At 64.1% G+C, this 21,103-nt stretch carries 20 protein-coding genes; 6 read left to right on the top strand and 14 right to left on the bottom strand.

Annotation, left to right across the window (positions count from 1 at the left end):
• Positions 1-28 precede the first annotated feature (28 nt).
• From BM374_RS21585 to BM374_RS21575, 3 genes are read right to left on the bottom strand one after another with little or no spacing between them, the layout of a single operon-like run.
• Positions 29-406, bottom strand: a complete 378-nt coding sequence (locus tag BM374_RS21585; protein ID WP_092296147.1) for a DUF6285 domain-containing protein — start codon at positions 404-406, stop codon at positions 29-31.
• A 3-nt stretch (positions 407-409) separates the two neighbouring features.
• Positions 410-1,396 carry a phosphotransferase family protein gene (locus BM374_RS21580; protein ID WP_092296144.1) on the bottom strand — a complete coding sequence of 329 codons (987 nt, stop codon included), beginning with the start codon at positions 1,394-1,396 and terminating at the stop codon, positions 410-412.
• The gene (locus BM374_RS21575) at positions 1,393-2,181 is read right to left on the bottom strand and encodes an enoyl-CoA hydratase/isomerase (protein ID WP_092296141.1); all 789 of its coding nucleotides are present in this window, start codon (positions 2,179-2,181) and stop codon (positions 1,393-1,395) included. Before BM374_RS21575 ends, BM374_RS21580 begins: the two co-directional genes overlap by 4 nt.
• Before the next feature lie 181 nt (positions 2,182-2,362).
• Between BM374_RS21575 and BM374_RS21570 the strand changes: the two genes are divergently transcribed.
• Together BM374_RS21570 and BM374_RS21565 are read left to right on the top strand one after the other, a co-directional pair.
• Positions 2,363-2,743: a VOC family protein gene (locus tag BM374_RS21570; protein ID WP_092296138.1), complete on the top strand. Its 381-nt coding sequence runs from the start codon at positions 2,363-2,365 to the stop codon at positions 2,741-2,743.
• A gap of 306 nt (positions 2,744-3,049) precedes the next feature.
• Complete coding sequence (locus BM374_RS21565) at positions 3,050-4,327, top strand: acyl-CoA dehydrogenase family protein (protein WP_092296135.1); 1,278 nt, start codon at positions 3,050-3,052, stop codon at positions 4,325-4,327.
• A gap of 50 nt (positions 4,328-4,377) precedes the next feature.
• Here BM374_RS21565 and yghU read toward each other — a convergent pair whose 3' ends face one another.
• On the bottom strand, positions 4,378-5,253 hold the full coding sequence (yghU, locus tag BM374_RS21560; protein WP_092296132.1) for a glutathione-dependent disulfide-bond oxidoreductase: 876 nt from the start codon (positions 5,251-5,253) through the stop codon (positions 4,378-4,380).
• Between the two features lie 271 nt (positions 5,254-5,524).
• Between yghU and BM374_RS21555 the strand changes: the two genes are divergently transcribed.
• Both BM374_RS21555 and BM374_RS21550 read left to right on the top strand, forming a co-directional pair.
• Positions 5,525-6,658: a nitronate monooxygenase gene (locus BM374_RS21555; RefSeq protein ID WP_092296129.1), complete on the top strand. Its 1,134-nt coding sequence runs from the start codon at positions 5,525-5,527 to the stop codon at positions 6,656-6,658.
• A 183-nt stretch (positions 6,659-6,841) separates the two neighbouring features.
• The gene (locus tag BM374_RS21550) at positions 6,842-8,350 is read left to right on the top strand and encodes an acetyl-CoA acetyltransferase (RefSeq protein ID WP_092296126.1); all 1,509 of its coding nucleotides are present in this window, start codon (positions 6,842-6,844) and stop codon (positions 8,348-8,350) included.
• Between the two features lie 151 nt (positions 8,351-8,501).
• Here the strand turns inward: BM374_RS21550 and BM374_RS21545 are convergent, their stop codons facing one another.
• The 4 genes from BM374_RS21545 to ltnD form a co-directional block, all read right to left on the bottom strand.
• Entirely contained in the window at positions 8,502-10,193 is a 1,692-nt protein-coding gene (locus BM374_RS21545) for a methyl-accepting chemotaxis protein (protein ID WP_092296123.1), read from the bottom strand.
• 168 nt (positions 10,194-10,361) lie between these two features.
• Positions 10,362-11,639, bottom strand: coding sequence for a 3-oxo-tetronate kinase (otnK, locus tag BM374_RS21540; protein WP_092296120.1), 1,278 nt, complete (start codon positions 11,637-11,639; stop codon positions 10,362-10,364).
• On the bottom strand, positions 11,636-12,418 hold the full coding sequence (gene otnI / locus BM374_RS21535; protein ID WP_092296117.1) for a 2-oxo-tetronate isomerase: 783 nt from the start codon (positions 12,416-12,418) through the stop codon (positions 11,636-11,638). The genes otnK and otnI overlap by 4 nt, the downstream gene beginning before the upstream one ends.
• 15 nt (positions 12,419-12,433) lie before the next feature.
• Positions 12,434-13,351, bottom strand: a complete 918-nt coding sequence (gene ltnD, locus BM374_RS21530) for an L-threonate dehydrogenase (protein WP_092296114.1) — start codon at positions 13,349-13,351, stop codon at positions 12,434-12,436.
• Between the two features lie 105 nt (positions 13,352-13,456).
• Between ltnD and otnC the strand changes: the two genes are divergently transcribed.
• A complete protein-coding gene (gene otnC / locus BM374_RS21525; protein WP_177248445.1) occupies positions 13,457-14,137 on the top strand; it encodes a 3-oxo-tetronate 4-phosphate decarboxylase in 681 nt (226 codons plus the stop codon).
• A gap of 213 nt (positions 14,138-14,350) precedes the next feature.
• Here the strand turns inward: otnC and BM374_RS21520 are convergent, their stop codons facing one another.
• The 6 genes from BM374_RS21520 to BM374_RS21495 all read right to left on the bottom strand — a co-directional run bounded on the left by BM374_RS21520 (position 14,351) and on the right by BM374_RS21495 (position 19,970).
• Positions 14,351-15,055 (bottom strand): ABC transporter ATP-binding protein, encoded by a 705-nt coding sequence (locus tag BM374_RS21520; RefSeq protein WP_092296109.1) that lies wholly within the window; start codon positions 15,053-15,055, stop codon positions 14,351-14,353.
• Positions 15,039-15,770, bottom strand: coding sequence for an ABC transporter ATP-binding protein (locus BM374_RS21515; protein ID WP_092296105.1), 732 nt, complete (start codon positions 15,768-15,770; stop codon positions 15,039-15,041). The genes BM374_RS21520 and BM374_RS21515 overlap by 17 nt, the downstream gene beginning before the upstream one ends.
• Complete coding sequence (locus BM374_RS21510; RefSeq protein WP_092296102.1) at positions 15,767-16,750, bottom strand: branched-chain amino acid ABC transporter permease; 984 nt, start codon at positions 16,748-16,750, stop codon at positions 15,767-15,769. The genes BM374_RS21515 and BM374_RS21510 overlap by 4 nt, the downstream gene beginning before the upstream one ends.
• On the bottom strand, positions 16,750-17,628 hold the full coding sequence (locus tag BM374_RS21505; RefSeq protein ID WP_092296099.1) for a branched-chain amino acid ABC transporter permease: 879 nt from the start codon (positions 17,626-17,628) through the stop codon (positions 16,750-16,752). Before BM374_RS21505 ends, BM374_RS21510 begins: the two co-directional genes overlap by 1 nt.
• Before the next feature lie 192 nt (positions 17,629-17,820).
• On the bottom strand, positions 17,821-19,065 hold the full coding sequence (locus BM374_RS21500) for an ABC transporter substrate-binding protein (protein ID WP_177248444.1): 1,245 nt from the start codon (positions 19,063-19,065) through the stop codon (positions 17,821-17,823).
• Between the two features lie 89 nt (positions 19,066-19,154).
• Complete coding sequence (locus BM374_RS21495) at positions 19,155-19,970, bottom strand: putative hydro-lyase (protein WP_092296093.1); 816 nt, start codon at positions 19,968-19,970, stop codon at positions 19,155-19,157.
• Between the two features lie 119 nt (positions 19,971-20,089).
• Here BM374_RS21495 and BM374_RS21490 point away from each other — a divergent pair, with 119 nt between their 5' ends.
• Positions 20,090-21,007 carry a LysR family transcriptional regulator gene (locus BM374_RS21490; RefSeq protein WP_092296090.1) on the top strand — a complete coding sequence of 306 codons (918 nt, stop codon included), beginning with the start codon at positions 20,090-20,092 and terminating at the stop codon, positions 21,005-21,007.
• Positions 21,008-21,103 lie beyond the last annotated feature (96 nt).

Here is a 21,103-nt window from a genome sequence, read left to right as displayed (position 1 = left end):
GGAATGACAACGGGGAGAGTTGCGCCGCTTACCCGCCCCGCCCCAGCTCCCGCTTGTAAGACGCATAATTCGGCTGATCGACCGCGAGCTTGTCCATCGTCGTCGCCCACAGATGCTCCGCAAGCCCCGGCGTTGCGAGATCAACCTCGCCCCTGGCGATGCGCTCGGCGAGCGCGCGGTTGAGCTCTGTCACCGAACCATCCATGTTGAGCAGCGCGCGCAGGCGCTCGACCTCCTTCGCATCGCTGCCCTCCTCCAGCGTCAGCTGCCGCGTGAGGAGATCGAGGATGTTGATGGCGACGCGCAGCTTGAAGGCCTGGTGGCCGGAGATCAGCGGCGTGATGTCGTTGCGGAGAAAATCGGCGACTGATTTGGTCAGCTCGATGGGTGTCGGCTCGTCCTGCATGGGTCAGCTCCCGCGCGGCGCCAAAAGCCGCAACAGATCGATCTCGGTTTCGCTGGCGCGGCGGCCGATCATGGCGCGCTCCATCGAATGGTCGGGTCCCTGGCGAAACCGCTGCATCATGCCGCCGCACATGATGCCCCAGCGCAGCGTGCCCATGACTTCCCAGAATCTGACCCGCGCCGCATCGACCTTGCGGGCCGCCGCTTCATAGCCGGCGAACAGCTCCTCGCGCGAGCCAAAGCCGCCGACGGGCTTATCGATCTCGCCGAAGCGCCACGAATTGACGCAAACCCAGCCGAGGTCCTCCATGGGATCGCCGAGATGGGCGAGCTCCCAGTCGAGCACGGCACGAACTCCATCGGGGCCGATGATGAGGTTGCCGTTGCGGAAGTCGCCATGCACCAGCGTGGTCTCGATCGAGGGGCCGGGATCGTGGTCGCGCAGCCAGCGCAGCGCCAGCGCGAACACGGGCTTCGGCCAGCTCAGGCTGCGATAGTCGCGCTCGAAATCGGAGATCTCCTGCGTCGTACCTCGACTGCGCAGCTCCGGCAGTTTGTCCCGCGGTAGTTGATGGAGACCTGCGAGAATGCCGCCGATCTGTCGCGCAAGCAGCGGCCGCGCCGCGGCGAACTCATCGTCGCGAAGAATTTTGCGTGCGATGGTTTCGCCCTCGACCCGCTGCATGATGAAGCCGGTGCCGAGGTCATCCTCCGGCGTCAGCACATGCATCACGCGGGGCGATGGTACGCCGGCCTCATAAGCGAGCTGCATCAGCTGCGCTTCGGCTGAGAGACCTGCCGCGCGCGTTGGCGCTGCGCCATACCCCTTCGGCGAACGGCGCAGGATCGCGCCGATCGCGCCACTGGGATGCACGATGTCGAAGCGCCAGGTTTCCTGGCTGGCGCCACCCGACAGTTTTGCTGTCCCAGTGACGGCGGTTGCGCCGCTGCACCAGCGCTGAACGCTGCGTGAAAGCTCCGCCTCGATCATTTGCCCTTGAACTGCGCAGGCCGCTTCTCCAGGAACGCGCCGACACCCTCGCGAAAATCCTGGGTATCGCCGGCGCGAAGCTGACACTGGAATTCGAGGTTGAGCTGATCTTCGAAGGAATTTTCGGGGCTGTCCCAGTAGAGCTTGCGGATCAACGACAGCGCGACCGTAGGCCCGCTGGCGAGCTCGCGCGCGAGCTTCATCGCCTCCTCCATCAGCACGCCATCGTCATAGACGCGGTTGACGAGCCCCCATTCCAGCGCCTTCTCGGCCGGCAGCCGCTCGCCCATCAGCGACAATTCGATCGCGCGCGCCTTGCCGACGAGGCGCGGCAACAGCCAGGTCGAGCCGCAATCCGGCACCAGGCCGATGCGGCGGAAGGCCTGCAGGAAGTAAGAAGAACGTGCGCACAGGATCATGTCGCCGAGCAACGCGAAGCTCATGCCCGCGCCTGCGGCCGGACCGTTCACCGCAGTGACGATGGGACAGTGCAGGTTACGGATGCGGCGCAGGAACGGATGGAAGCCGGTCTCGAGCGTCAGGCCCGCCTTGGTCTTCTTCGACTGGTTGTTGCGCCCTTGCAGATTAGCGCCCGTGCAGAAAGCGCGGCCCGCGCCGGTGAGCACGACGCAGCGCACCTCGTCCTTCTTCTCCTCGATCGCATCGAGCGCTTCGCCGAGACCGCCCAGCATGTCCACGGAGACCGCGTTCATCACCTCCTGATGGTCGAGCTTGAGGATTGCGACCGCCCCATCGACATCCAGCGTGACGTGTTTGAACTGCATGGTTTCCTCGTGCGTTGCGGCCCGCGCCAGTTTCGCAGGCCGGAATTACTTTTGCCGGGCCGCATATTTGATTTTTGGCACGGTCTTGTCCATGGTGATTCACGGCATAACAAGCAATCTTACGCGTAGCGGCTGATGCGCTGCAAGGAAACGCGCCACATACTCTGAGGGGAACGGGCAAATGTTTTCACACATCATGATCGGCACCAATGACCTCGACAAGGCCAAGGCGTTCTACGACACGCTGCTCGGCACGCTCGAGGTGCGCCCGGCCAAGGTCGACGGCCATCGCATCTTCTACTTCACCAGGACCGGGGTGTTTTCGGTGACCAAGCCGATCAACGGCGAGCCGGCGACCTGTGCGAACGGCGGCACCATCGGCTTTGCAGCCAACTCGCCTGAACAGGTCGACAGATGGCACGCCGCCGGCATTGCCGCCGGGGGAACGCCGATCGAGAATCCGCCCGGCATCCGAGAGGGCGGCGGAAACAAGCTCTATCTCGCTTACCTGCGCGATCTCGACGGCAACAAGATCTGCGCAATGCATCGGATGCCGAGCTGATTCAGCCGCGACTATTGTTGTCATGCCCCGGCTTGACCGGGGCATCCAGTACGCCGCGGCTTCTCTGTTCAATCACGGCCGCCTCTGGAATACTGGATCGCCCGATTAAATCGGGCGATGACAGCGCAGAGTGAGGCGCTTGTCCGGGACGACGCCGGCGAGAGATCTCCCCATTCAAACAACATTTCAAACGCCCTCGCGATATTCCATCGCATGGCATGGCTCGCGAAAAAATGCGCGCTCGCACTTTCGCCGCGCTGCGACTATTCTCCGCCCCAACGCGATCTTAACGCCCCGGGAGGAACAATGACAAAACACACCTACATTCCCCGCACCACCAACTACACCCTCAATCCCGGCGACGAGCTCAACGACCTGCGCATGTCGGACCAGGTCCGGCCGCTCTACGATCACGTCAAGAAGTTCATCCGCGATACCGTCGAGCCGATGTCGATCGAATTCGCCAAGGCGGCCGAAGGCAAGGAGGATCGTTGGAGCTTCACGCCGAAGCAGCTCGAAGTGCTGGAGAAGGCCAAGAACAAGGCCAAACAGGAAGGCCTCTGGAATTTCTTCCTGCCCGATGACGAGACCGGCCAGGGCCTGAAGAACCTCGACTACGCCTATATCGCCGCCGAACTCGGCAAGAGTCCGCTGGCGTCCGAGACCATGAACTGCTCGGCGCCCGACACCGGCAACATGGAGGTGCTGGAGCGCGTCGGCACCAAGGAGCAGAAGGAGAAGTGGCTGAAGCCGCTGCTCAACGGCGAGATCCGCTCGGCCTATGTCATGACCGAGCCCAACGTCGCCTCCTCCGACGCCAAGAACATTTCGACCACGGCAAAACTCGTCGGCGACGAATGGGTGATCAACGGCGAGAAGTATTACATCTCCGGCCTCGGCGATCCCCGCTGCAAGATCCTCATCGTGATGGTGAAGACCAATCCGGATGCGGCGCCGACCAAGCAGCAGTCGCAGATCCTGGTGCCGCGCGACACGCCCGGCGTCGAGGTGCTCGGGCCGATGTATGTGTTCGGCCAGGACCACGCCCCGCGCGGTCACATGCATATGCGTTTCAACAATGTGCGGGTTCCCAAGGAGAACATGCTTCTCGGCGAAGGCCGCGGCTTCGAGATTTCCCAGCTTCGCCTCGGCCCGGGCCGCATCCATCACTGCATGCGCACCATCGGCAAGGCCGAGAAGGCGCTCGATCTGATGGTGCAGCGTGGCCTCACCCGCGAGGCCTTCGGCAAGAAGATCGCCCATCTCGGCGGCAACATGCAGATCATCGCACAGGCCCGCTGCGAGATCGAGGCGATGCGGCTGATGGTGCTGAAGGCCGCCAAAGCCATGGACGTGCTCGGCAACAAGGAGGCCCGCGTCTGGGTCTCCATGGTCAAGGCCATGGTGCCGGAGCGCGCCTGCAAGATCATCGACCAGGCGATCCAGATGCACGGCGCCACCGGCATCTCGCACTGGACTCCGCTCGCCGAGATGTACCAGGACGTGCGCCATCTGCGCTTTGCTGATGGTCCGGACGAGGTGCACTGGATGGTTGTCGGCCGCCACGAGCTGAGCATGGCGTGACCTCTTTCTTTCCCCTCTCCCCAATTGCGGGGAGAGGGGAAGCAGGAGACTTAGGTCGCCGGCGCGATCTTGTCCTGCGTTTTCGTCTCGAAGTCACTCGCATCGTGCCGCTCGTGGAGCTGGCTGGCGGGATCGCCGGAGACGCGGTTGACCATGCGGCCGCGCTTCACGGCCGGACGCTGTGCGATCCGGTCCGTCCAGCGCTGCACGTTCTTGTAGTCCTGCACCGACAAGAACTCGCCGGCGCCATAGACCAGACCCTTGGCGAGCGCGCCATACCACGGCCACACGGCCATGTCGGCGATGGTGTACTCCTTGCCCGCGAGATATTCGTTGTCGGCCAGGCGGCGATCGAGCACGTCGAGCTGACGCTTGACCTCCATTGCGAAGCGATCGACGGCGTATTCGATCTTCAACGGCGCGTAGGCGTAGAAATGGCCGAAGCCGCCGCCGAGATAGGGCGCGCTGCCCATCTGCCAGAACAGCCACGACATCGCCTCGGTGCGGGTCTTGACGTCCTTTGGCAAGAAGGCGCCGAACTTTTCGGCCAGGTAGAACAGGATCGAGCCGGATTCGAATACACGGATCGGCTCCGGACCGGACCGGTCCATCAGAGCCGGGATCTTGGAGTTCGGATTGATATCGACAAAACCGCTGCCGAACTGGTCGCCGTTGCCGATCTTGATCAGCCAGGCGTCGTATTCGGCGCCCTTGTGGCCGAGCGCCAGAAGCTCCTCCAGCATGACCGTCACCTTCACCCCGTTCGGCGTCGCCAGCGAATAGAGCTGGAGGGGATGCTTGCCGACCGGCAACTCCTTTTCATGGGTCGGGCCGGCGATCGGCCGGTTGATGCTGGCGAACTGCCCGCCATTCTCTTTGTTCCAGGTCCAGACCTTGGGCGGCACGTAGGCGGGGGCGTCGGTCATGCGAAGGGCTCCGGCAGAAAGATGCGTGTGCATTAATTAGCCCGACAATGCCCGATGGCAAGCCCCGCCGGCTCTGCGCCCCACGCGGGCCTCGGGGCGGCGTCATGCATCCGAGCTGACCCGCGCCATCCTGCGGGCGCACGACGCAACGCCTGCGCGCAAGATGCTCAGTCAAATCCGGCGTGGCATCATAGGCGACGAAGGACTGGCGTCGAACGGCCCTCGCAAGGCAGCACGAGAGAAGAGCAATGAAGGCCGCAGGGAGAGACACATGAAATCGCCGATCTGCGACATGCTGGGGATCGAGTTCCCGCTGCTCGCCTTCAGCCATTGCCGCGATGTCGTTGCCGCCGTCAGCCGCGCCGGCGGTTTTGGCGTGCTGGGTGCGACCGTGCATACGCCCGAGACGCTCGAACGCGAACTGAAATGGATCGACGCGCACGTCGATGGCAAGCCATACGGCATCGACGTGCTCATCCCGGAGAACATCTCGACATCGGGCGAGAAAGACGTCACCTGGAAAAGCCTGGAGGCGCGCGTGCCGCAGGCGCACCGCGACTACACGCGCGACCTCCTGAAGAAGTACGACATCGAGCTGACGACGACCGAGGTCGCCGCTGACCAGCCGCAACCATTCGACGCCAAGACGGCGCTGAAGCTGCTCGAAGTGTCCTTCAATCATCCGATCCGGCTGATCGCAAATGCGCTCGGCGTGCCGCCGAAGGCGATGATCGAGATGGGCAAAAAGCACAACGTGCCGGTCGCAGCGCTCGTCGGCGCCAAGGAGCACGCGTTGCGCCAGGTCGCAGCTGGTGTCGACATTCTCGTGGTGCAGGGCACCGAGGCCGGCGGCCATTGCGGCGAGGTCTCGACCATGGTGCTGGTGCCGGAGGTGATCAAGGCCATCAAGCCGATTCGTGACGTGCCGGTGCTGGCGGCGGGCGGCATCATGACGGGCCGACAGATGGCAGCCTGCATGGCGATGGGCGCAGCCGGAGCCTGGACCGGCTCGGTCTGGCTTGCCACCGTCGAGTCCGAGACCAGCGAGATCTTCCGCGAGAAGATGATCGCGGCGTCTTCGCGCGATGCGATCCGCTCGAAGGGCCGCACCGGAAAACCGGCGCGGCAGCTCCGCTCGGTCTGGACCGATGCCTGGGACCGCGCGTCGGAAAGTCCTGGCGCGCTGCCGATGCCGCTGCAAAGCATCATCAGCCGCGACGCCTTCAATTCGATCGACCGTGCTGCGGCGGGTGGCAATGCCAGGGCGGGCGATCTCGTCAGCTATTTCGTCGGCCAGGGCGTCGGCCTGATCGACAGCGTGAAATCGGCGGGCGCCGTGGTGCAGGAATTCAAGGAAGAGTTCGCCGAAGCCGTCGAGCACATGAATGCGCTGGTGGCGGAGTAGTTGCGCGGCCGACATGGTGCTCGTGGCCCATCCTTCGACGCTCGTCCGACGGCGCGGTGCGCCGCCGGCCTCGCACCTCAGGATGACGCTTTCTCCGTAGCCGTCACCCTGAGGTGGTCGCTCCTTCAGCGGCCCTCGAAGGGCGACGGCGTGCTAAAAATCTGAAATGTGAAGTAAGAAGAAATGACTAACGTTCCCGAAGACCGCATTCCCGTCATCGTCGGCATCGGCGAGATCGTTGATCGCCCGAAGGAGATCGCCGAAGGGCTCGAACCTCTCGACCTGCTCGAACAGGCGCTACACCGCGCTGAGGCTGACGCCGGCGCAAAGCTACTCGGCGAGGTCCAGTCTCTCGACGTCGTTAACTTCCTGAGCTGGCGTTATCGCGATCCTGAAAAGCTGTTGGCGCAGCGCCTCGGGATGCAACCTGCGCATTGCTACTACGGACCCGTCGGCGGCGAAACCCCGATCCGCTACATCCATGAGGCCGCAAAGCGCATCGCACGCGGCGAATGCGCGGTTGCGGCGATCTGCGGCGCCGAAGCGCAATCGACGGTGACGAAAGCCGATCGCGCCGGAGTCAAGCTGCCATGGACGCCGTTCGCACGCGATGTCGCGGAGCCCAAGCGCGGTGCGGCGTTCCAGAAGCCGCTCGCCGTGAAGCTCGGCGTATTCCGCCCTGTTACGGTCTATCCGTTCTACGAGGCCGCCTCCTCCGCACATTGGGGGCAGACTCCGCGCGAGGCGATGGCGGAGTCGGGAACGCTGTGGTCGCGCTATTCGGAGGCCGCCGCACAAAATCCGAACGCCTGGCTGAAGCGGCGCTATGCGCCGGACGAGATCACGACGTCGACCGCGGATAACCGGCTCGTCGCTTGGCCCTACAACAAGCTGATGGTGGCCAATCCCAGCGTCAACATGGGTGGCGCGCTACTGCTCACCAGCCTTGCCAAGGCGCGCGCGCTCGGCATCGCGGAAGACAAGCTGGTCTATCCGCTCGGTGGCGCCTCAGCCGAGGACCCGCCCGACTATCTCCTGCGCGACCAGTTCTACGAGAGCCATCCGCAGAACGCGGTGTTGAAGGCGGCGATGGATCTCGCTGACGGCGATGGCAAAAAGTTCGACGCGATCGAGCTCTATAGCTGCTTCCCCTGCGTGCCGAAAATGGCGCGGCGGACGCTGGGCCTTTCCGCCGACGTGCAGCCCACCGTCACCGGTGGTCTGACGTTCTTCGGTGCGCCGCTCAACAGCTACATGACTCATGCGGCCTGCGCGATCGTGCGGCGCCTGCGCGAGGGCGCCAGGCTCGGCCTGCTCTATGGCCAGGGCGGCTTCGTCACCAAGCACCATGCTCTGGTGGTTGCGAAGGCGCCGCCGCGCGAGGCGCTGGCGCAGGAGACCAACGTGCAAGGGGATGCCGACCGCAGCAAGCGCGCGGTGCCGGAGTTCGTCACGGAAGCCTCGGGTAAGGGCAAGGTCGAGAGCTTCACCGTGCTCTATGGCCGTGGCGGCGATGTCGAGCACGGCGTGGTGATACTGCGTACGCAGGATGATCGGCGCACGCTGGCCCGAATCCCGGCCACGGATAGTGCGACGCTGACGCACCTGCTCGACATGAACCGTACGCCGGTCGGCTCGCTGGGCGAGATCACGATGGCCGCCGATGGCGTACCGGCGTGGCGGGTGGCGTAACTCTCGCAAAGTGGGCAAAGGCGCACTTGCGCCGTGTCTCCATCCTTTTCACGATCCCCTGACGACGGGAGGCACACTTTGCTTTGCCCACTGTCAACCCGGAGCCCGCTCTCTGCCGCCTGCTATTCCGACGTCATTCCATGCGTCTCCTTCACGCAGCGCGGACGTTGGTCAGGAATTTGGTGACTTCGGTCCTGAGCCGGCTGGAGTCGTTCGAGAGCATCTGTGCCGCCGACAGCACCTGAGAAGAGGCCGTGCCGGTCTCGGTCGCACCACGCTGCACGTCGGCGATGTTGGAAGAAACCTGCTGCGTACCATGGGCTGCCTGCTGCACGTTGCGGGCGATTTCCTGAGTCGCCGCCCCCTGCTCTTCCACCGCAGCCGCGATGGCCGAGGAGATTTCCGAGAGCCGCTCGATGGTCGAGGAGATCTCCTTGATGGCGCCGACGGAATCATTTGTCGCCGCCTGGATGCCGGCGATCTGCGTACCGATCTCGCCTGTGGCCTTGGCGGTCTGCTCGGCGAGCGCTTTCACCTCGGAGGCAACCACCGCGAAGCCGCGGCCGGCCTCACCGGCGCGGGCCGCCTCGATGGTTGCGTTCAACGCCAAGAGATTGGTCTGGCCGGCGATGGTGTTGATGAGCTCGACCACATCGCCGATGCGGGATGCCGCCTTCGACAGCTCGCTGACGCGCTCGGTGGTCGCACGCGCCTGGCCGACGGCATCGCCTGCCATGCGTGCGGATTCCTGCACCTGGCGGCTGATCTCGCCGACCGACGAGGCCATTTCCTCGGTGGCCGAAGCCACCGACTGCACATTGGTCGAAGCTTCTTCCGACGCGCCCGCAACGGTTGTTGCCAACCTCTGCGACCGGTCGGCAGTCGACGTCAACGTCGAGGCGGAGGCCTCTAGCTGGGTGGAGGCCGACGACACGGTCTGGACGATCTCGCCGATCATCGTTTCGAATTCGCGGGTGATGTTGTCGACGCGGCGACCGCGCTCGATTTTTGCTTCGGCATCTGCGGCCGCGGCTTCGTCGGCGGCCTTCTTGGCGATGAGTGCCTCCTTGAAGATCTGGAGCACGTCGGCCATGGCACCGATCTCGGTCTTCTCGCCGCGATGGGGGACCTCGGCGGAGAGATCGCCCTCGCCCAGCGCCTGCATCGGCAGGGTGATGGAATTGATGCCGCTGGAAACGTCGTGGACGAGATAGAAGCCGACGCCGAGCCCCGAGACAATGGCAGAGCCGAGGATGATCGAGACCAGCATGAACGCGAAGGAATAACTATCAGCCGCATCCTGCGCAGCCTGGTCGCCTCCCCTGGTGTTGAGCTCGATATCCTTGGTAAGAACCTCATCCGCCGCGAGGCTGATCTTGTTGACCGTCTTGGTGTTCAACTCCTGGGCTTCGTGCGGGACCTTGCCGGCCTCCTTGCGCGAGAGCGCCATCACCTCCTCGGCGCCCTTTTTGTAGTCGTCCCAGAGCTTCGCCCATTGGCTGTACAGCGCCCGCTCCTCCGGCGAAGTGATCATCGTCTCGTAGCTGCTGCGAATTTTGGCAAGGCCCTCGATCACGGTCGCAGCCGTCTTTTCGTTCGCGAGCTTCTCGTCCAGCGTCTCGGACAGCATGTGCTGGCGGACCACATTGCGGTAGGTGATGACGCTCGCCCGGAGTTCGCCCAGCACGCGCACACTCGGCATCCAGTTCGTGGTGATGTCGACGGTGTTGGCATTCATCGAACGCATCTTCGCGACGGCGAGCAGACCCATGCCAGTCATCGCGACCAGGAGGAACGCCACGACGCTGATGATCTTGGCGCGAATGGAAATGGAAGCGAGCATAATGGTGGTCTCTTTGTGTGGCGCGACGCGCGTCCGAAAGGTTTACGAATCAACCAAAGGGAGTAGCACCAACATTCAACACAAGAGCACCTGCGCAGATGTTAACGACGACTCCATACGCGTACGGAGCCTCAAACAAGTGAACAGGCAGCTAAAAATGCCCTGCGCTCAGCGCATGAGCCTAAGCGCGTCCGTGAAAAACTCGGCGCCGCCGAAATTGCCTGATTTGAGGGCGAGCAACATGCCGCTTTTTTCAGCATCCACCGCGCGCAGCACCGGGACGCCCGCGGCGATTTCTACCCCCACGAGAAATCCAGGAATCTTCAGCCGATCGACCACAGCGCCCGAGGTCTCGCCCCCCGCAACGACCAAACGGCGCACGCCGGCGCGCACCAGGCCTTCGGCGATGTCAGCCATGGCCTGCTCAATCGCATGCCCGGCGGCATCGCGGCCGTGGCGCGCCTGAACGGCGGCGACAGCTTCCGGCGTGGCGCTCGAAGCGATCAGAACCGGACCATCGGCAAGCCGCGGTCGCGCCCAGGCCAGCGCGCGCTCCGCCTCGCTTTTCCCCGCGACAATTAGCTCCGGGTCGAGATGAAGAACCGGCATGGCGCGCTCGGCATTGGCGATCTGCTGAAGCGTCGCCTGGGAGCAGCTTCCGGCAAGGCAGGCCGCAGGCCCGCCGACGACGGCGCCCATCTCGTTGCTCGCCGAAGCCGGCTTGACCTTGCCCGTCGAGACCAGCGCCCGCGCCAGTCCGAGGCCGATGCCGGACGCGCCGACAGACAGCCGGTGCTCGGCGGCGACGAGGCCGATGGTCTCGAGATCGCGGTCGAACACGGCGTCGATGATGGCCGCGCCGATGCCCTTGCCCGCGAGTTCGATGAGCCGCGCCTGCACGGCGTTCACGCCCCGGGCGACGGTGGCGAGGTCGACGAGGCCGATCTGCGTCTTGCTCTGGCGCGCCAGCACGCGCACCAGGTTGGAATCATGCATCGGGTTGAGCGGGTGGTCCTTCAGCGGACTCTCGTTCAATGGAACGGCGCCGACAAACAGATTGCCCTGATAGACGGTGCGGCCAGTTTCTGGAAACGCCGGCGTCACCAGCACGGCGGTTTCGCCGCAATCGGCGCGTAGCGCGTCCATCACCGGGCCAATATTACCGGCATCCGTGGAATCGAAGGTCGAGCAAATCTTGAACAGCACGTGACTCGCGCCGCGGCCGCGCAGCCATGTCTCGGCGGCGCGCGAGCGCGACACCGCAAGTCCGGCCTCGATCGAACGGCTCTTCAGCGACACCACGACGGCATCGACTGCAGGCAGCGCCAGATCGTCAGCGGGCACGCCGATGGTCTGCACGGTGCGCAGGCCCGCGCGCGTCAGCGTATTGGCGAGATCGGAGGCGCCGGTGTAGTCGTCGGCGATGCAGCCCAAAGCAAGGGTCACGGCTTCACTCCCGCATACGGTTTGAACCAGGCAAGACCATCGGTGGTCTTGCCGCGCGGATTGTATTCGCAGCCGACGAAGCCGGCATAGCCGAGCCGGTCGAGCTCTTCGAACAGGAACGGGTAGTTCAGCTCCTCGCCATCGGGCTCGTTGCGCGAGGGAATGCTGGCGATCTGGACATGGCCGATGATCGGCATCATCTCGCGCAGCCGCATGGTGACGTCACCATGAATGATCTGGCAGTGATAGATGTCGAACTGGAGCTTCAGGTTCGGAAGCCGCAACTCCTGGATCAGGTCGCGGGCGAAACCGAAATCGTTGAGGAAGTAGCCGGGCACGTTGCGCGCGTTGATCGGCTCGAGGACGATATCGATGCCGTGCGGCGCGAAGAATTCCGCGGTCCAGGCCACCGATTTATAGAACGCCTCGATGGCGAGGCGCTCACCGCGATTGGCGATGCCCGCCATCAAATGCAGCCGCTTGACGCCGGTCGCCTTGGCGTAAGGCAGCGCCGTTTCCAGGCTCGCCTTGAGATCGGGGAAGCGCGATGGCAGCGCCGCGAAGCCCTTCTCGCCCGCATTCCAGTCGCCCGGCGGCAAATTGAACAGCGCTTGCGTCAGGCCATTGCGCTTGAGCCGCTCGCCGACGATCTCCGCCGGATGCTCGTAGGGAAAGAGGAATTCGACAGCGGTGAAACCGGCTTGCGCGGCAGCATCGAAGCGATCGAGGAACGGCACCTCGGTGAACATCATCGAGAGGTTGGCTGCGAAACGGGGCATTGCAGATCCTCTTCTCTACTTGTCGCCAGGCAACTTGACGCCGGTGACCTGCGCGTACATCCGCGCCACCGACGCATCGTCGTCACGGCCCATGCCGGCGGCTGATGTCATCAGGAACATCTGGAGGGCTGCGGCGGAGACGGGCACCGGGAATCTGGCGCTACGCGCCATGTCCTGGATGATGCCGAGGTCCTTGACGAAGATCTCCACCGCGCTGCGCGGCGTGTAGTCGCCATCCAGCACGTGTGGCATGCGGTTCTCGAACATCCAGGAATTGCCGGCAGATGCGGTGATCACCTCGTAGACCTTGCGGATGTCGAGGCCCTGCTTGGCCGCGAACGCCATCGCTTCGCTGGCGGCAGCGATGTGCACGCCCGCCAGCAACTGGTTGATCATCTTGAAGGCGGCGCCCTGCCCGGCCGCATCGCCGAGCTCGTAGAGCTTTGCGGCCATGGCATCGAGCGCGGGCCGCGCCTTCGCAAAAGCTGCCGGGCTGCCGGACGCGAGAATCGTCAGCTCGCCCTGCGCGGCGCGCTGCGCCCCGCCGGAGATCGGTGCATCCAGGTAATGCCTGCCGGTCGTTTCCAACTGTTTCGCGAGGCGCCGGGCCACGTCGGGATCCATGGTGGCGGAGGAGATGAAGACACCATCCTTCGGCAGGGTCTCCGCGACACCATCCTTGCCGAACAGGATCGCTTCCGTCTGGGCGGCATTGACCACGACGCTGACGGCGATGTCAGCATCTTTGGCGGCTTCGGCCGGCGTCTTCGCGCCGGCGCCGCCCTCCTTCACAAAACGCGCCACAGCGTCCGCCGAAACATCGCAGCCGGTCACGGCGTGGCCGGCCCGCTTCAGCGAGGTCGCCATGCCGTACCCCATCGAGCCAAGCCCGATGACGGCGATGCGCTGGTGTGGTGACGTGGAGGTGGACATACAACTAACCCTTGCGAACGTTTCCTGGACGGCCGGCCTTTGCGACGGCTCGCGATCTCGAATAACACGGCTTGGCCGCGCTGCCAAAGCGTGAGACAAGCGGGCATGACGGCCATGAAATCTGAAACAAGCAACGAAACAAGGCTGCGCGAGGATATCTGCCGGTTCGGACGGTCCCTGTTCGAGCGCGGGCTGACGCCGGGCTCCTCCGGCAATATCAGCGTTCGGCTGGACGGCGGCGGCTGGCTGGTAACGCCGACCAACGCCTCGCTCGGTTTCCTCGATCCCGCAAAACTGTCGCGGCTGGACGAACAGGGCCGGCTGGTGTCGGGCGATGCGCCGACAAAGGAAGTTCCGCTGCATACCGCACTCTACGATACGCGGGGCAGTTCGCGCGCGATCGTGCATCTGCATTCGACGCATTCGGTCGCGCTCTCGATGCTCCCCGAGATCGACCCGCGTGCGGCGCTGCCGCCGATGACGGCCTATTATTTGATGAAATGCGGCGCCACTGCGCTCGTGCCCTACTACCGTCCGGGAGATCCCGCGGTTGCGGACGCGATCAAGGGACTGGCCGGGAAATATTCATCCGTGCTGCTCGCCAATCACGGCCCTGTCGTCGCCGGCGACACACTGGAAGCGGCGGTGTTCGCGACGGAGGAGCTGGAGGAAACGGCAAGGCTGTATCTGCTGCTGCGCGGGATGAACCCGCGGTATCTATCACCGGAGCAGGTGAAGGATCTGGTGAAGGTTTTCGGGGTGGCACTGCCGGAGCACGGGCACTGAGCCACGCCGCTTCGCTGCGCTCGCAATAACGGAGAACGTGGCAACGCCTGCCACATACACCGCCGTCATCCTGAGGTGCGAGCCTTGCGATGCACCGCATCGCAAGGTGAAGCCTCGAAGGATGGGCTACAGGCACTCGCGGCGCATCCTTCGAGGCGCGCAAGGGCGCGCACCTCAGGATGACGGCGGAGTTTTTGGCGCCAGTCCGGAGAGCTACAGCCCCAGATACGCCTTCCGCACATCCGGGTTGCCCTTGATCTCCGCGGCGGGCCCCTGCATCAGCACGCGGCCGGTTTGCAGGATGTAGGCGCGGTCGGCGATCTCGAGGCACTCGGCCATGCGCTGCTCGACGATCAGGACGGTCATGCCGGAGTCGCGAATGAGCTTCACCGCCTGAAAAATCTCGTCGACGAGCTTCGGCATGATGCCCTGCGAAGGCTCGTCGAGCATCAGAAGCCGCGGACGCGTCATCAGCGCGCGGCCGATCGCGAGCATCTGCTGCTCGCCGCCGGAGAGCGTCTCGGCGCGCTGATCGAGCCGTTCGGACAGGCGCGGGAACAGCTTGAAGACGAGCTCCAGCGGTCCCTCGCGGTCGGCCTCGCCGCGGTAGAGATAGCTACCGAGGCGAAGATTGTCGCGCACCGACAAGCGGGGAAACAGCCGGCGATTCTCCGGAACATAGGCGATGCCCGCCGCCGTGATGTGATGCTGCGCCATGCCGTTGAGCCGCTTGCCGTCAAAGGTCACCGTGCCCGAGCGCGGCCTCTCGGCGCCAGCGATCGACTTCAGCAGCGTCGACTTGCCGGCCCCGTTGGCACCGGCGACACAGACGATCTCGCCCTTGGTGACCTCGATGCTGACCGCGGAGATCGCGACCAGGCCCTGATAGGCGGTCGTGACTTCATGCACTGACAGCATGACGATCTCCCAGATAGGCCTTGATCACCTTGGGATCGCGGACGACCTCGGCGGGCTTGCCCTCGACGAGCACCTTGCCGAGGTCGAGCACGATGGCGCGATCGACCAGCGGCATCACGATCTCCATGACGTGTTCGACCATCAGCACGGTAATGCCGGCATCGCGCACCTTGCGCACCAGCGCCACGCCGGTCTGCGCCTCGGTCGGCGTCAGGCCAGTGAGGACTTCGTCGAGCAGCAGCAATTTCGGTTCGGTCGCGAGCGCTCGGGCGACTTCGAGGCGGCGCTTCTCGGCCGGAACGAGATCGCTTGCAAGCACGTCGGCGCGCGCGGCAAGGCCAGTAAACTCGAGCACCTCGTACGCCTTGCGGCGCGCCTCGCGCATCACCGTGTTGCGCACCAGCGCGCCGACGATGACGTTGTCGATAACAGTCATGGTCTCGAAGCTCTTGACGACCTGGAACGTTCGCCCCACCCCACGCTGGCAGCGCTCGGCCGCGGGCATGTGGGTGACATCCTCGCCGTCGAACCAGATCGAGCCTTGCGTCGGCGGCAGGACGCCGGCGATCAGATTGAACAGCGTCGACTTCCCGGCGCCGTTCGGACCGATCAGGCCGACGATCTCGCCGCGTCCGACCGAGATCGAGACGTCGCTGTTGGCGATAAGGCCGCCGAAGCGCTGCCAGACGCCGCGGGTTTCAAGTAGCGCGGTCATCGTGTGGCTCCCTTGGCCTTGGAGCGGGAGAACAAGCTGACCAACCCTTGCGGCAGGGCCAGCGAAATCAGAACGATCAGCGTGCCGTAGACGATGAGATCAACGCCGCGCCCGGAGCCGCCGATGAAGGATCGCGTCAGCTCCGTCATCGGAATCAGGATGGCTGCCCCTAGCACCGGCCCCCAGAGCGTGCCGATGCCGCCGAGCACGGCCGGAAGTGCCATCAAGAGCGAGAACTGGAACCCCATCACGCTTTCCGGATCGATATAGGCGAGGAACTGCGCGTAGAAGGCGCCGCCGATGGCAACGAGAAAGGCGGAAACCGCGGCCGCGCCCATCTTGGAATTGAACACGACGACGCCGAGACTCTCGGCCGCTTCCGGATTGTCCTTCACCGCGCGCCACCAGAAGCCCCATTTGGAGTCCTCCAGCCACCAGGTGACGAACCAGGCGAGGCAGCATAGCGCCAGCGCGAAATAGAAGTACGGCAGCTTGCTGCGCAGGAACTGGAATTTCAACCAGCTATCGCCGCGCACGGGAACGGTGATGCCCATCGCAGCCCCCGCCCACTCCCAGTTCTGGAACAGCAGCAACCCGATCTCGGCAATGACGATGGTCGCGATCACGAAGTAATGGCCGCGCAGCCGGAAGAAGGGATAGCCGAGCGCCATCGCGATGACGGCCGCGATCATGCCCCCGGCGAGCATGCCGAACCAGGGCAGCACACCGAACTTGGTGAACAGGAGCTCGGTGGTGTAGGCGCCGATGCCGAAATAGAGCGCATGTCCGAGCGAGATTTGCCCGCAATAGCCGGAAAGGATGTTCCAGCTCTGCGACAGCGCCGCATACATCAGGGTCAGGATCAGGATGTTCTGGACGTAGACGTCCTTCACGAACAGCGGCACGAGCGCGGCCAGCGCAGCCAGCACCGCGGCGATGATGAGGTCGCGGCGACGCCGCGCGGCAAAATTCTTGTCCATCACATCGACCCGAACAGGCCACGCGGCCGGATGAAGACGACGAGCAGGTACACCGCATAGATGCCGACCGACTTCAGCGAGGGTGGCAGCATCAACGCGGTCATCGCCTCGACCAAGCCGACGATGATGCCGCCGGCGAAGGCTCCAAACACGCTGCCGAAGCCGCCGAGCGCCACGGTGACATAGGCGATCAGCGCAAAGGACGCACCGACATCGGGATAGATGTAGAAGAAAACCGCCATGATCGCACCGGCGAGGCCGACCAGCCCCGCGCCAAGGCCCCAGCCGAACGCGAACACGCGGTTTTTGTCGATGCCGACCAGCGCGACCGCGCCAGGATCTTCACGCGTGGCCTCCAGCGCGCGGCCGAAGTCGGTGCGGTGGATGAAGAAATAGAGGCCGGCGAAGGCAGCAATCGAGACCAGCGCACCGACCAGCTGCGGCTCCGGCAGGAAGATGCCGGCAAACGAGATGGTTTTGCCACCGAGCCAGGACTGCGGGATGCTGCGATAATCGGGCGTAAAGAAGAACTGCGCCAATCCGCGCAAGACGATGGCGAGGCCGAACGTGGTGAAGATCTGCACCATGCCGGCATTGGTCTTGGCCCGCATGGCAAAGCGTACGATCAGGAGATAGATCACCGCTCCGAATACGAACATCGCCGCCGCAACCAGCGGCGCCGAAAGCAAGGGGTCGATGGCGAAGAACGTGAACAGGAAGAACGACACGTACATCGCGATCATCAGGAACTCGCCATGGGCGAAGTTCGTGACGTCCATCAGGCCGAAGATCAGCGCGAGGCCGACCGCGATCAGCCCGTAGAGCAGGCCCATGAGGAGGCCGCTCGCGAGGCTCTGGATAATGGCTTGGGCTGTCAAAAGTCGTCCCCCGAAATGCGCTCAGAATGAGAGCCGAAGCTACCTCCTCCGTCATTGCGAGGAGCTCTTGCGACGAAGCAATCCAGACTGTCTCCGAGGATAGTTTTCTGGATTGCTTCGCTTCGCTCGCAATGACGTCGCTGGGAGGCAGCTCGATTGGCTACTCCGCCCAAGTGCTTGGTCCCCGCCTGCTTACTTCATCGGCCAGATCGCCTCCGCGATCGCGGCCTGCGGCGGGAAGATGGTGACGAACTTGCCGCCGACATATTGCAACAAGACCGGGTCGGCGTCGTTGTTCTGGCCCATCTCGTCGAACTTGACGCGCTTCCAGGGCATGATGGTCTGCTCGCCCGGGATGTCGGTGGCGGCGAGCGCATCGCGGATCTTCTCGCCATCGGTTGACTTGGCCCGGTTGATCGCGTCGGCGAGGATGATCAGGCCCATGAACTGGCGGGAAGTGAGGTCGTTGAAATCCTTGCCCGAGCGGGCCTTGAACATGTCGTTGATCTTGCCGACCATCGGGCGCTTCTGCGCGAGATCGAGCGAGAAAGTGCCGCGCGAGATCACGCCCTCAAGCTTGTCGCCGACGGCGTCATAGAGCGCCTTCTCGGAGAAGCCGGCGTCCTGCGCCACGATTGCATTCGGCTTGTAACCCAGCTCGGCCATGGTCTTGACCAGGAGGATGCCGTCGGTGGTGTAGCTCGAAGGCATCAGCACATCGGCATTGGCGGTCTTGAGCTGCTGCACCTCGGCTGAGAGCGAGGGCGAGTTGGCGCGGTACTTGATATCGGTGACGATCTTGTAGCCGCGTTCGCTGGCGATCTTGGTCTGGGCATTGCCGGAATCGGTGCCGAAGATCGTATCCTCGTGGAACAGCGACAGCGTCTCGATCTTGGTGCCCTTCTTCTTCATGGCGTCGAAGAAGTCGAACATCGCGGCCGAGTACATCTCGTCATGCGGGGCGGCGCGGAAGTAATATTTCAGGCCGCGGCGATGCAGGCTGGGCGAGGAGTTGTCGGCCGAGACGAACGGGATCTGGTAGCGCTCGCAGATCTGGCTGACGGTGACGGCAACCGCGCTCTGATAGGTGCCGATGATGGCGCAGACCTTCTCCTGCGTGATCAGGCGCTCGGCTTCGGCGCGGCCCTTCTGCGGATCCGCCTGGTGATCGGCAAAGACAAGACGGATCTTCGCGCCGCCGAGGCCGGGCAGGCCCTCGCCCTTCGCCAGCGGCAGATCAAAATCGGCGCTCTTGTTGATGACCTCGAGCGCGGTCTCGTAGGCCTTCTGCGCATCGACGCCCTGCTGCGCGCTGCCGCCGGAGAACGGATAGATCACGCCAATCACGACTTCGGAAGTCTGGGCGCGCGCAGCGAGCGGCACCAGCGCGGCAGTGGCGGTAGCTCCCAACAGCACGTCGCGTCGAGTGATTGTCATGGCAAAGTCCCCTGTTACTGAATTTCGGCTGATCGAATGAAGCGATTGATGGATGCAGTAAAGCCCGAAGAAGCAGCGGAGGCTGCCCACTAAATCACGGCCATGGCCCTGTTCTTGAGATCCGTCACCAGCATCAGGCCGGGCGAATGCGTGATCGCGAACGGAAGTTTTGCGGCGTTGATGATCGATTGCGGCGTCACGCCGCAGGCCCAGAACACCGGGATGTCGTCGTCGGCGACACGCACGGGATCACCATAGTCGGGCTTGGCGATGTCCTTGATGCCGATCAGATGCGGATGACCGAGGTGCACGGGTGCGCCGTGCACGGCCGGATAGCGCGAGGTGATCTGCACCGCGCGGATCGCGTCCGCCGGCTTGAACGGGCGCATCGAGACGACCATCGGTCCCGCGAACGGACCTGACACGCCGCAGGCGATGTTGGTGCGATACATCGGCACACGCACATTCTGCTCGATGTGACGGATCGGCATGCCCTCCTCGAGCAGCGCTTCTTCAAATGAAAACGAGCAGCCGAGCACGAAGGTCACGAGGTCGTCGCGCCAGTGGCTGGTGATGTCGGTCGGCTCGTCGACGACTTCGCCGTCGCACCAGATCCGGTAGCGCGGCACATCGGTACGAATGTCGAGATCTGCGCCGAGCGCGGGAATGTGCGGGCTGCCGACGTCGGACATGCCGATGATCGGGCACGGCTTCGGATTGAGCTGGCAGAAGCGATGAAAGGCGCTGGCGTATTCCGCCGGCAGGATCGCCAGATTGCCCTGGACGAAGCCGGGGGCGACGCCGGCGGTCGAGCCGACCTGGCCGCCGCGATAGGCGAGCCGCGCCTGGCGGCTGGGGAGCGTGTCGGGCGTTTCAGTTTGCTGCGCTGCCACCAAAACAGTCATGCGATCGACCTGCCTATAAACTCGACAAAGACAGCCAACACCAAGCGTGCTATAAAGTCTAATCTTCCTTTCTAATCGATATCGATAAATTCATTTTATCGATTTGGAAAATCCTTCCAATGCTGGACTTCAGATCGATCGAAACCTTCCTCTGGGTTGTGAAGCTCGGCAGCTTCCGCGGCGCGGCGGCGCGGCTCAATACGACCCAGCCGGCGATCTCCCAGCGCATCGCCCAACTCGAACGCGAGATGGGCGTGAAGCTCCTGAACCGCGATCATCGCGTGGCGTCACCCACCCCGAGCGGACGACAGATGATGGTCTATGCGGAAAAACTGATCGGCCTGCGCGCCGCGATGATGGCGGAGATCGGCGACCGCTCGGCGATGCGCGGCGTGATGCGGCTCGGCGTGGCCGAGACCATCGTGCACACCTGGCTGCCGCGCCTGGTGAAGAGCGTGAACGAGGTCTACCCGAACCTGTCGCTGGAAATCGACGTCGATATCACGCCGAACCTCACCGCGCGGTTGCTTGCGCAGGAAATCGAACTGGCCTTCGTGGTCGGGCCGCTGTCGGCCTCCGGCGTGCACAATCGCGTGCTTGCGGATTATCCGATCGGCTTTCTCGCGAGCCCCTCGCTCGGGCTCGGCGACGGTCCGGTGACGCCCGCCGATCTCGCGCGGTTTCCGATCATCACCTTCCCGCGCAAGACCAAGCCTTACGAGGTCGTGCGCGAGGTGTTCGACCGGCCGGAGCTGCCTCCGATCCGTCTGCATGCGTCCGCTTCGCTGGCCACCGTCATCCACATGGCGGTCGAGGGGCTCGGCATTGCCGTGATTCCGGACGCCATCGTCGAGAACGAGCTCGCCGACGGGCGGCTGCAACTGCTCGACACCGATCTTGCCATCGCGCCGCTGACCTTCACCGCAAGCTGGCTCGCCTCGCCCGACGTCGTCGCGGTTGAGCGCGTCGCCGAGCTTGCACGGCAGATTGCGCAGAGCAGCCTCGCGGTTGACGCGGCCGCAGCGGCGCGTCATTGAAAAAGGCGCCGGACAACCTTTCCCGTCATTCCGGGATGGTGCGCTAGCACCAGACCCGGAATCTCGAGATTCCGGATTCGATGCTTCGCATCGCTC

The sequence above is a fragment of the Bradyrhizobium sp. Ghvi genome, from assembly GCF_900115265.1.
Taxonomy (GTDB): Bacteria; Pseudomonadota; Alphaproteobacteria; order Rhizobiales; family Xanthobacteraceae; genus Bradyrhizobium.
The sequence above is the reverse complement of the archived record's forward strand: the minus strand, read 5'-3'. Positions and strand labels throughout refer to the sequence as shown.

Coding starts and splice junctions, on each gene's coding strand:
- BM374_RS21585 (WP_092296147.1), bottom strand. CDS start 406: ATGCAGGACGAGCCGACACCCATCGAGCTGACCAAATCAGTCGCCGAT.
- BM374_RS21580 (WP_092296144.1), bottom strand. CDS start 1,396: ATGATCGAGGCGGAGCTTTCACGCAGCGTTCAGCGCTGGTGCAGCGGC.
- BM374_RS21575 (WP_092296141.1), bottom strand. CDS start 2,181: ATGCAGTTCAAACACGTCACGCTGGATGTCGATGGGGCGGTCGCAATC.
- BM374_RS21570 (WP_092296138.1), top strand. CDS start 2,363: ATGTTTTCACACATCATGATCGGCACCAATGACCTCGACAAGGCCAAG.
- BM374_RS21565 (WP_092296135.1), top strand. CDS start 3,050: ATGACAAAACACACCTACATTCCCCGCACCACCAACTACACCCTCAAT.
- yghU (WP_092296132.1), bottom strand. CDS start 5,253: ATGACCGACGCCCCCGCCTACGTGCCGCCCAAGGTCTGGACCTGGAAC.
- BM374_RS21555 (WP_092296129.1), top strand. CDS start 5,525: ATGAAATCGCCGATCTGCGACATGCTGGGGATCGAGTTCCCGCTGCTC.
- BM374_RS21550 (WP_092296126.1), top strand. CDS start 6,842: ATGACTAACGTTCCCGAAGACCGCATTCCCGTCATCGTCGGCATCGGC.
- BM374_RS21545 (WP_092296123.1), bottom strand. CDS start 10,193: ATGCTCGCTTCCATTTCCATTCGCGCCAAGATCATCAGCGTCGTGGCG.
- otnI (WP_092296117.1), bottom strand. CDS start 12,418: ATGCCCCGTTTCGCAGCCAACCTCTCGATGATGTTCACCGAGGTGCCG.
- ltnD (WP_092296114.1), bottom strand. CDS start 13,351: ATGTCCACCTCCACGTCACCACACCAGCGCATCGCCGTCATCGGGCTT.
- otnC (WP_177248445.1), top strand. CDS start 13,457: ATGACGGCCATGAAATCTGAAACAAGCAACGAAACAAGGCTGCGCGAG.
- BM374_RS21520 (WP_092296109.1), bottom strand. CDS start 15,055: ATGCTGTCAGTGCATGAAGTCACGACCGCCTATCAGGGCCTGGTCGCG.
- BM374_RS21515 (WP_092296105.1), bottom strand. CDS start 15,770: ATGACCGCGCTACTTGAAACCCGCGGCGTCTGGCAGCGCTTCGGCGGC.
- BM374_RS21510 (WP_092296102.1), bottom strand. CDS start 16,750: ATGGACAAGAATTTTGCCGCGCGGCGTCGCCGCGACCTCATCATCGCC.
- BM374_RS21500 (WP_177248444.1), bottom strand. CDS start 19,065: ATGACAATCACTCGACGCGACGTGCTGTTGGGAGCTACCGCCACTGCC.
- BM374_RS21495 (WP_092296093.1), bottom strand. CDS start 19,970: ATGACTGTTTTGGTGGCAGCGCAGCAAACTGAAACGCCCGACACGCTC.
- BM374_RS21490 (WP_092296090.1), top strand. CDS start 20,090: ATGCTGGACTTCAGATCGATCGAAACCTTCCTCTGGGTTGTGAAGCTC.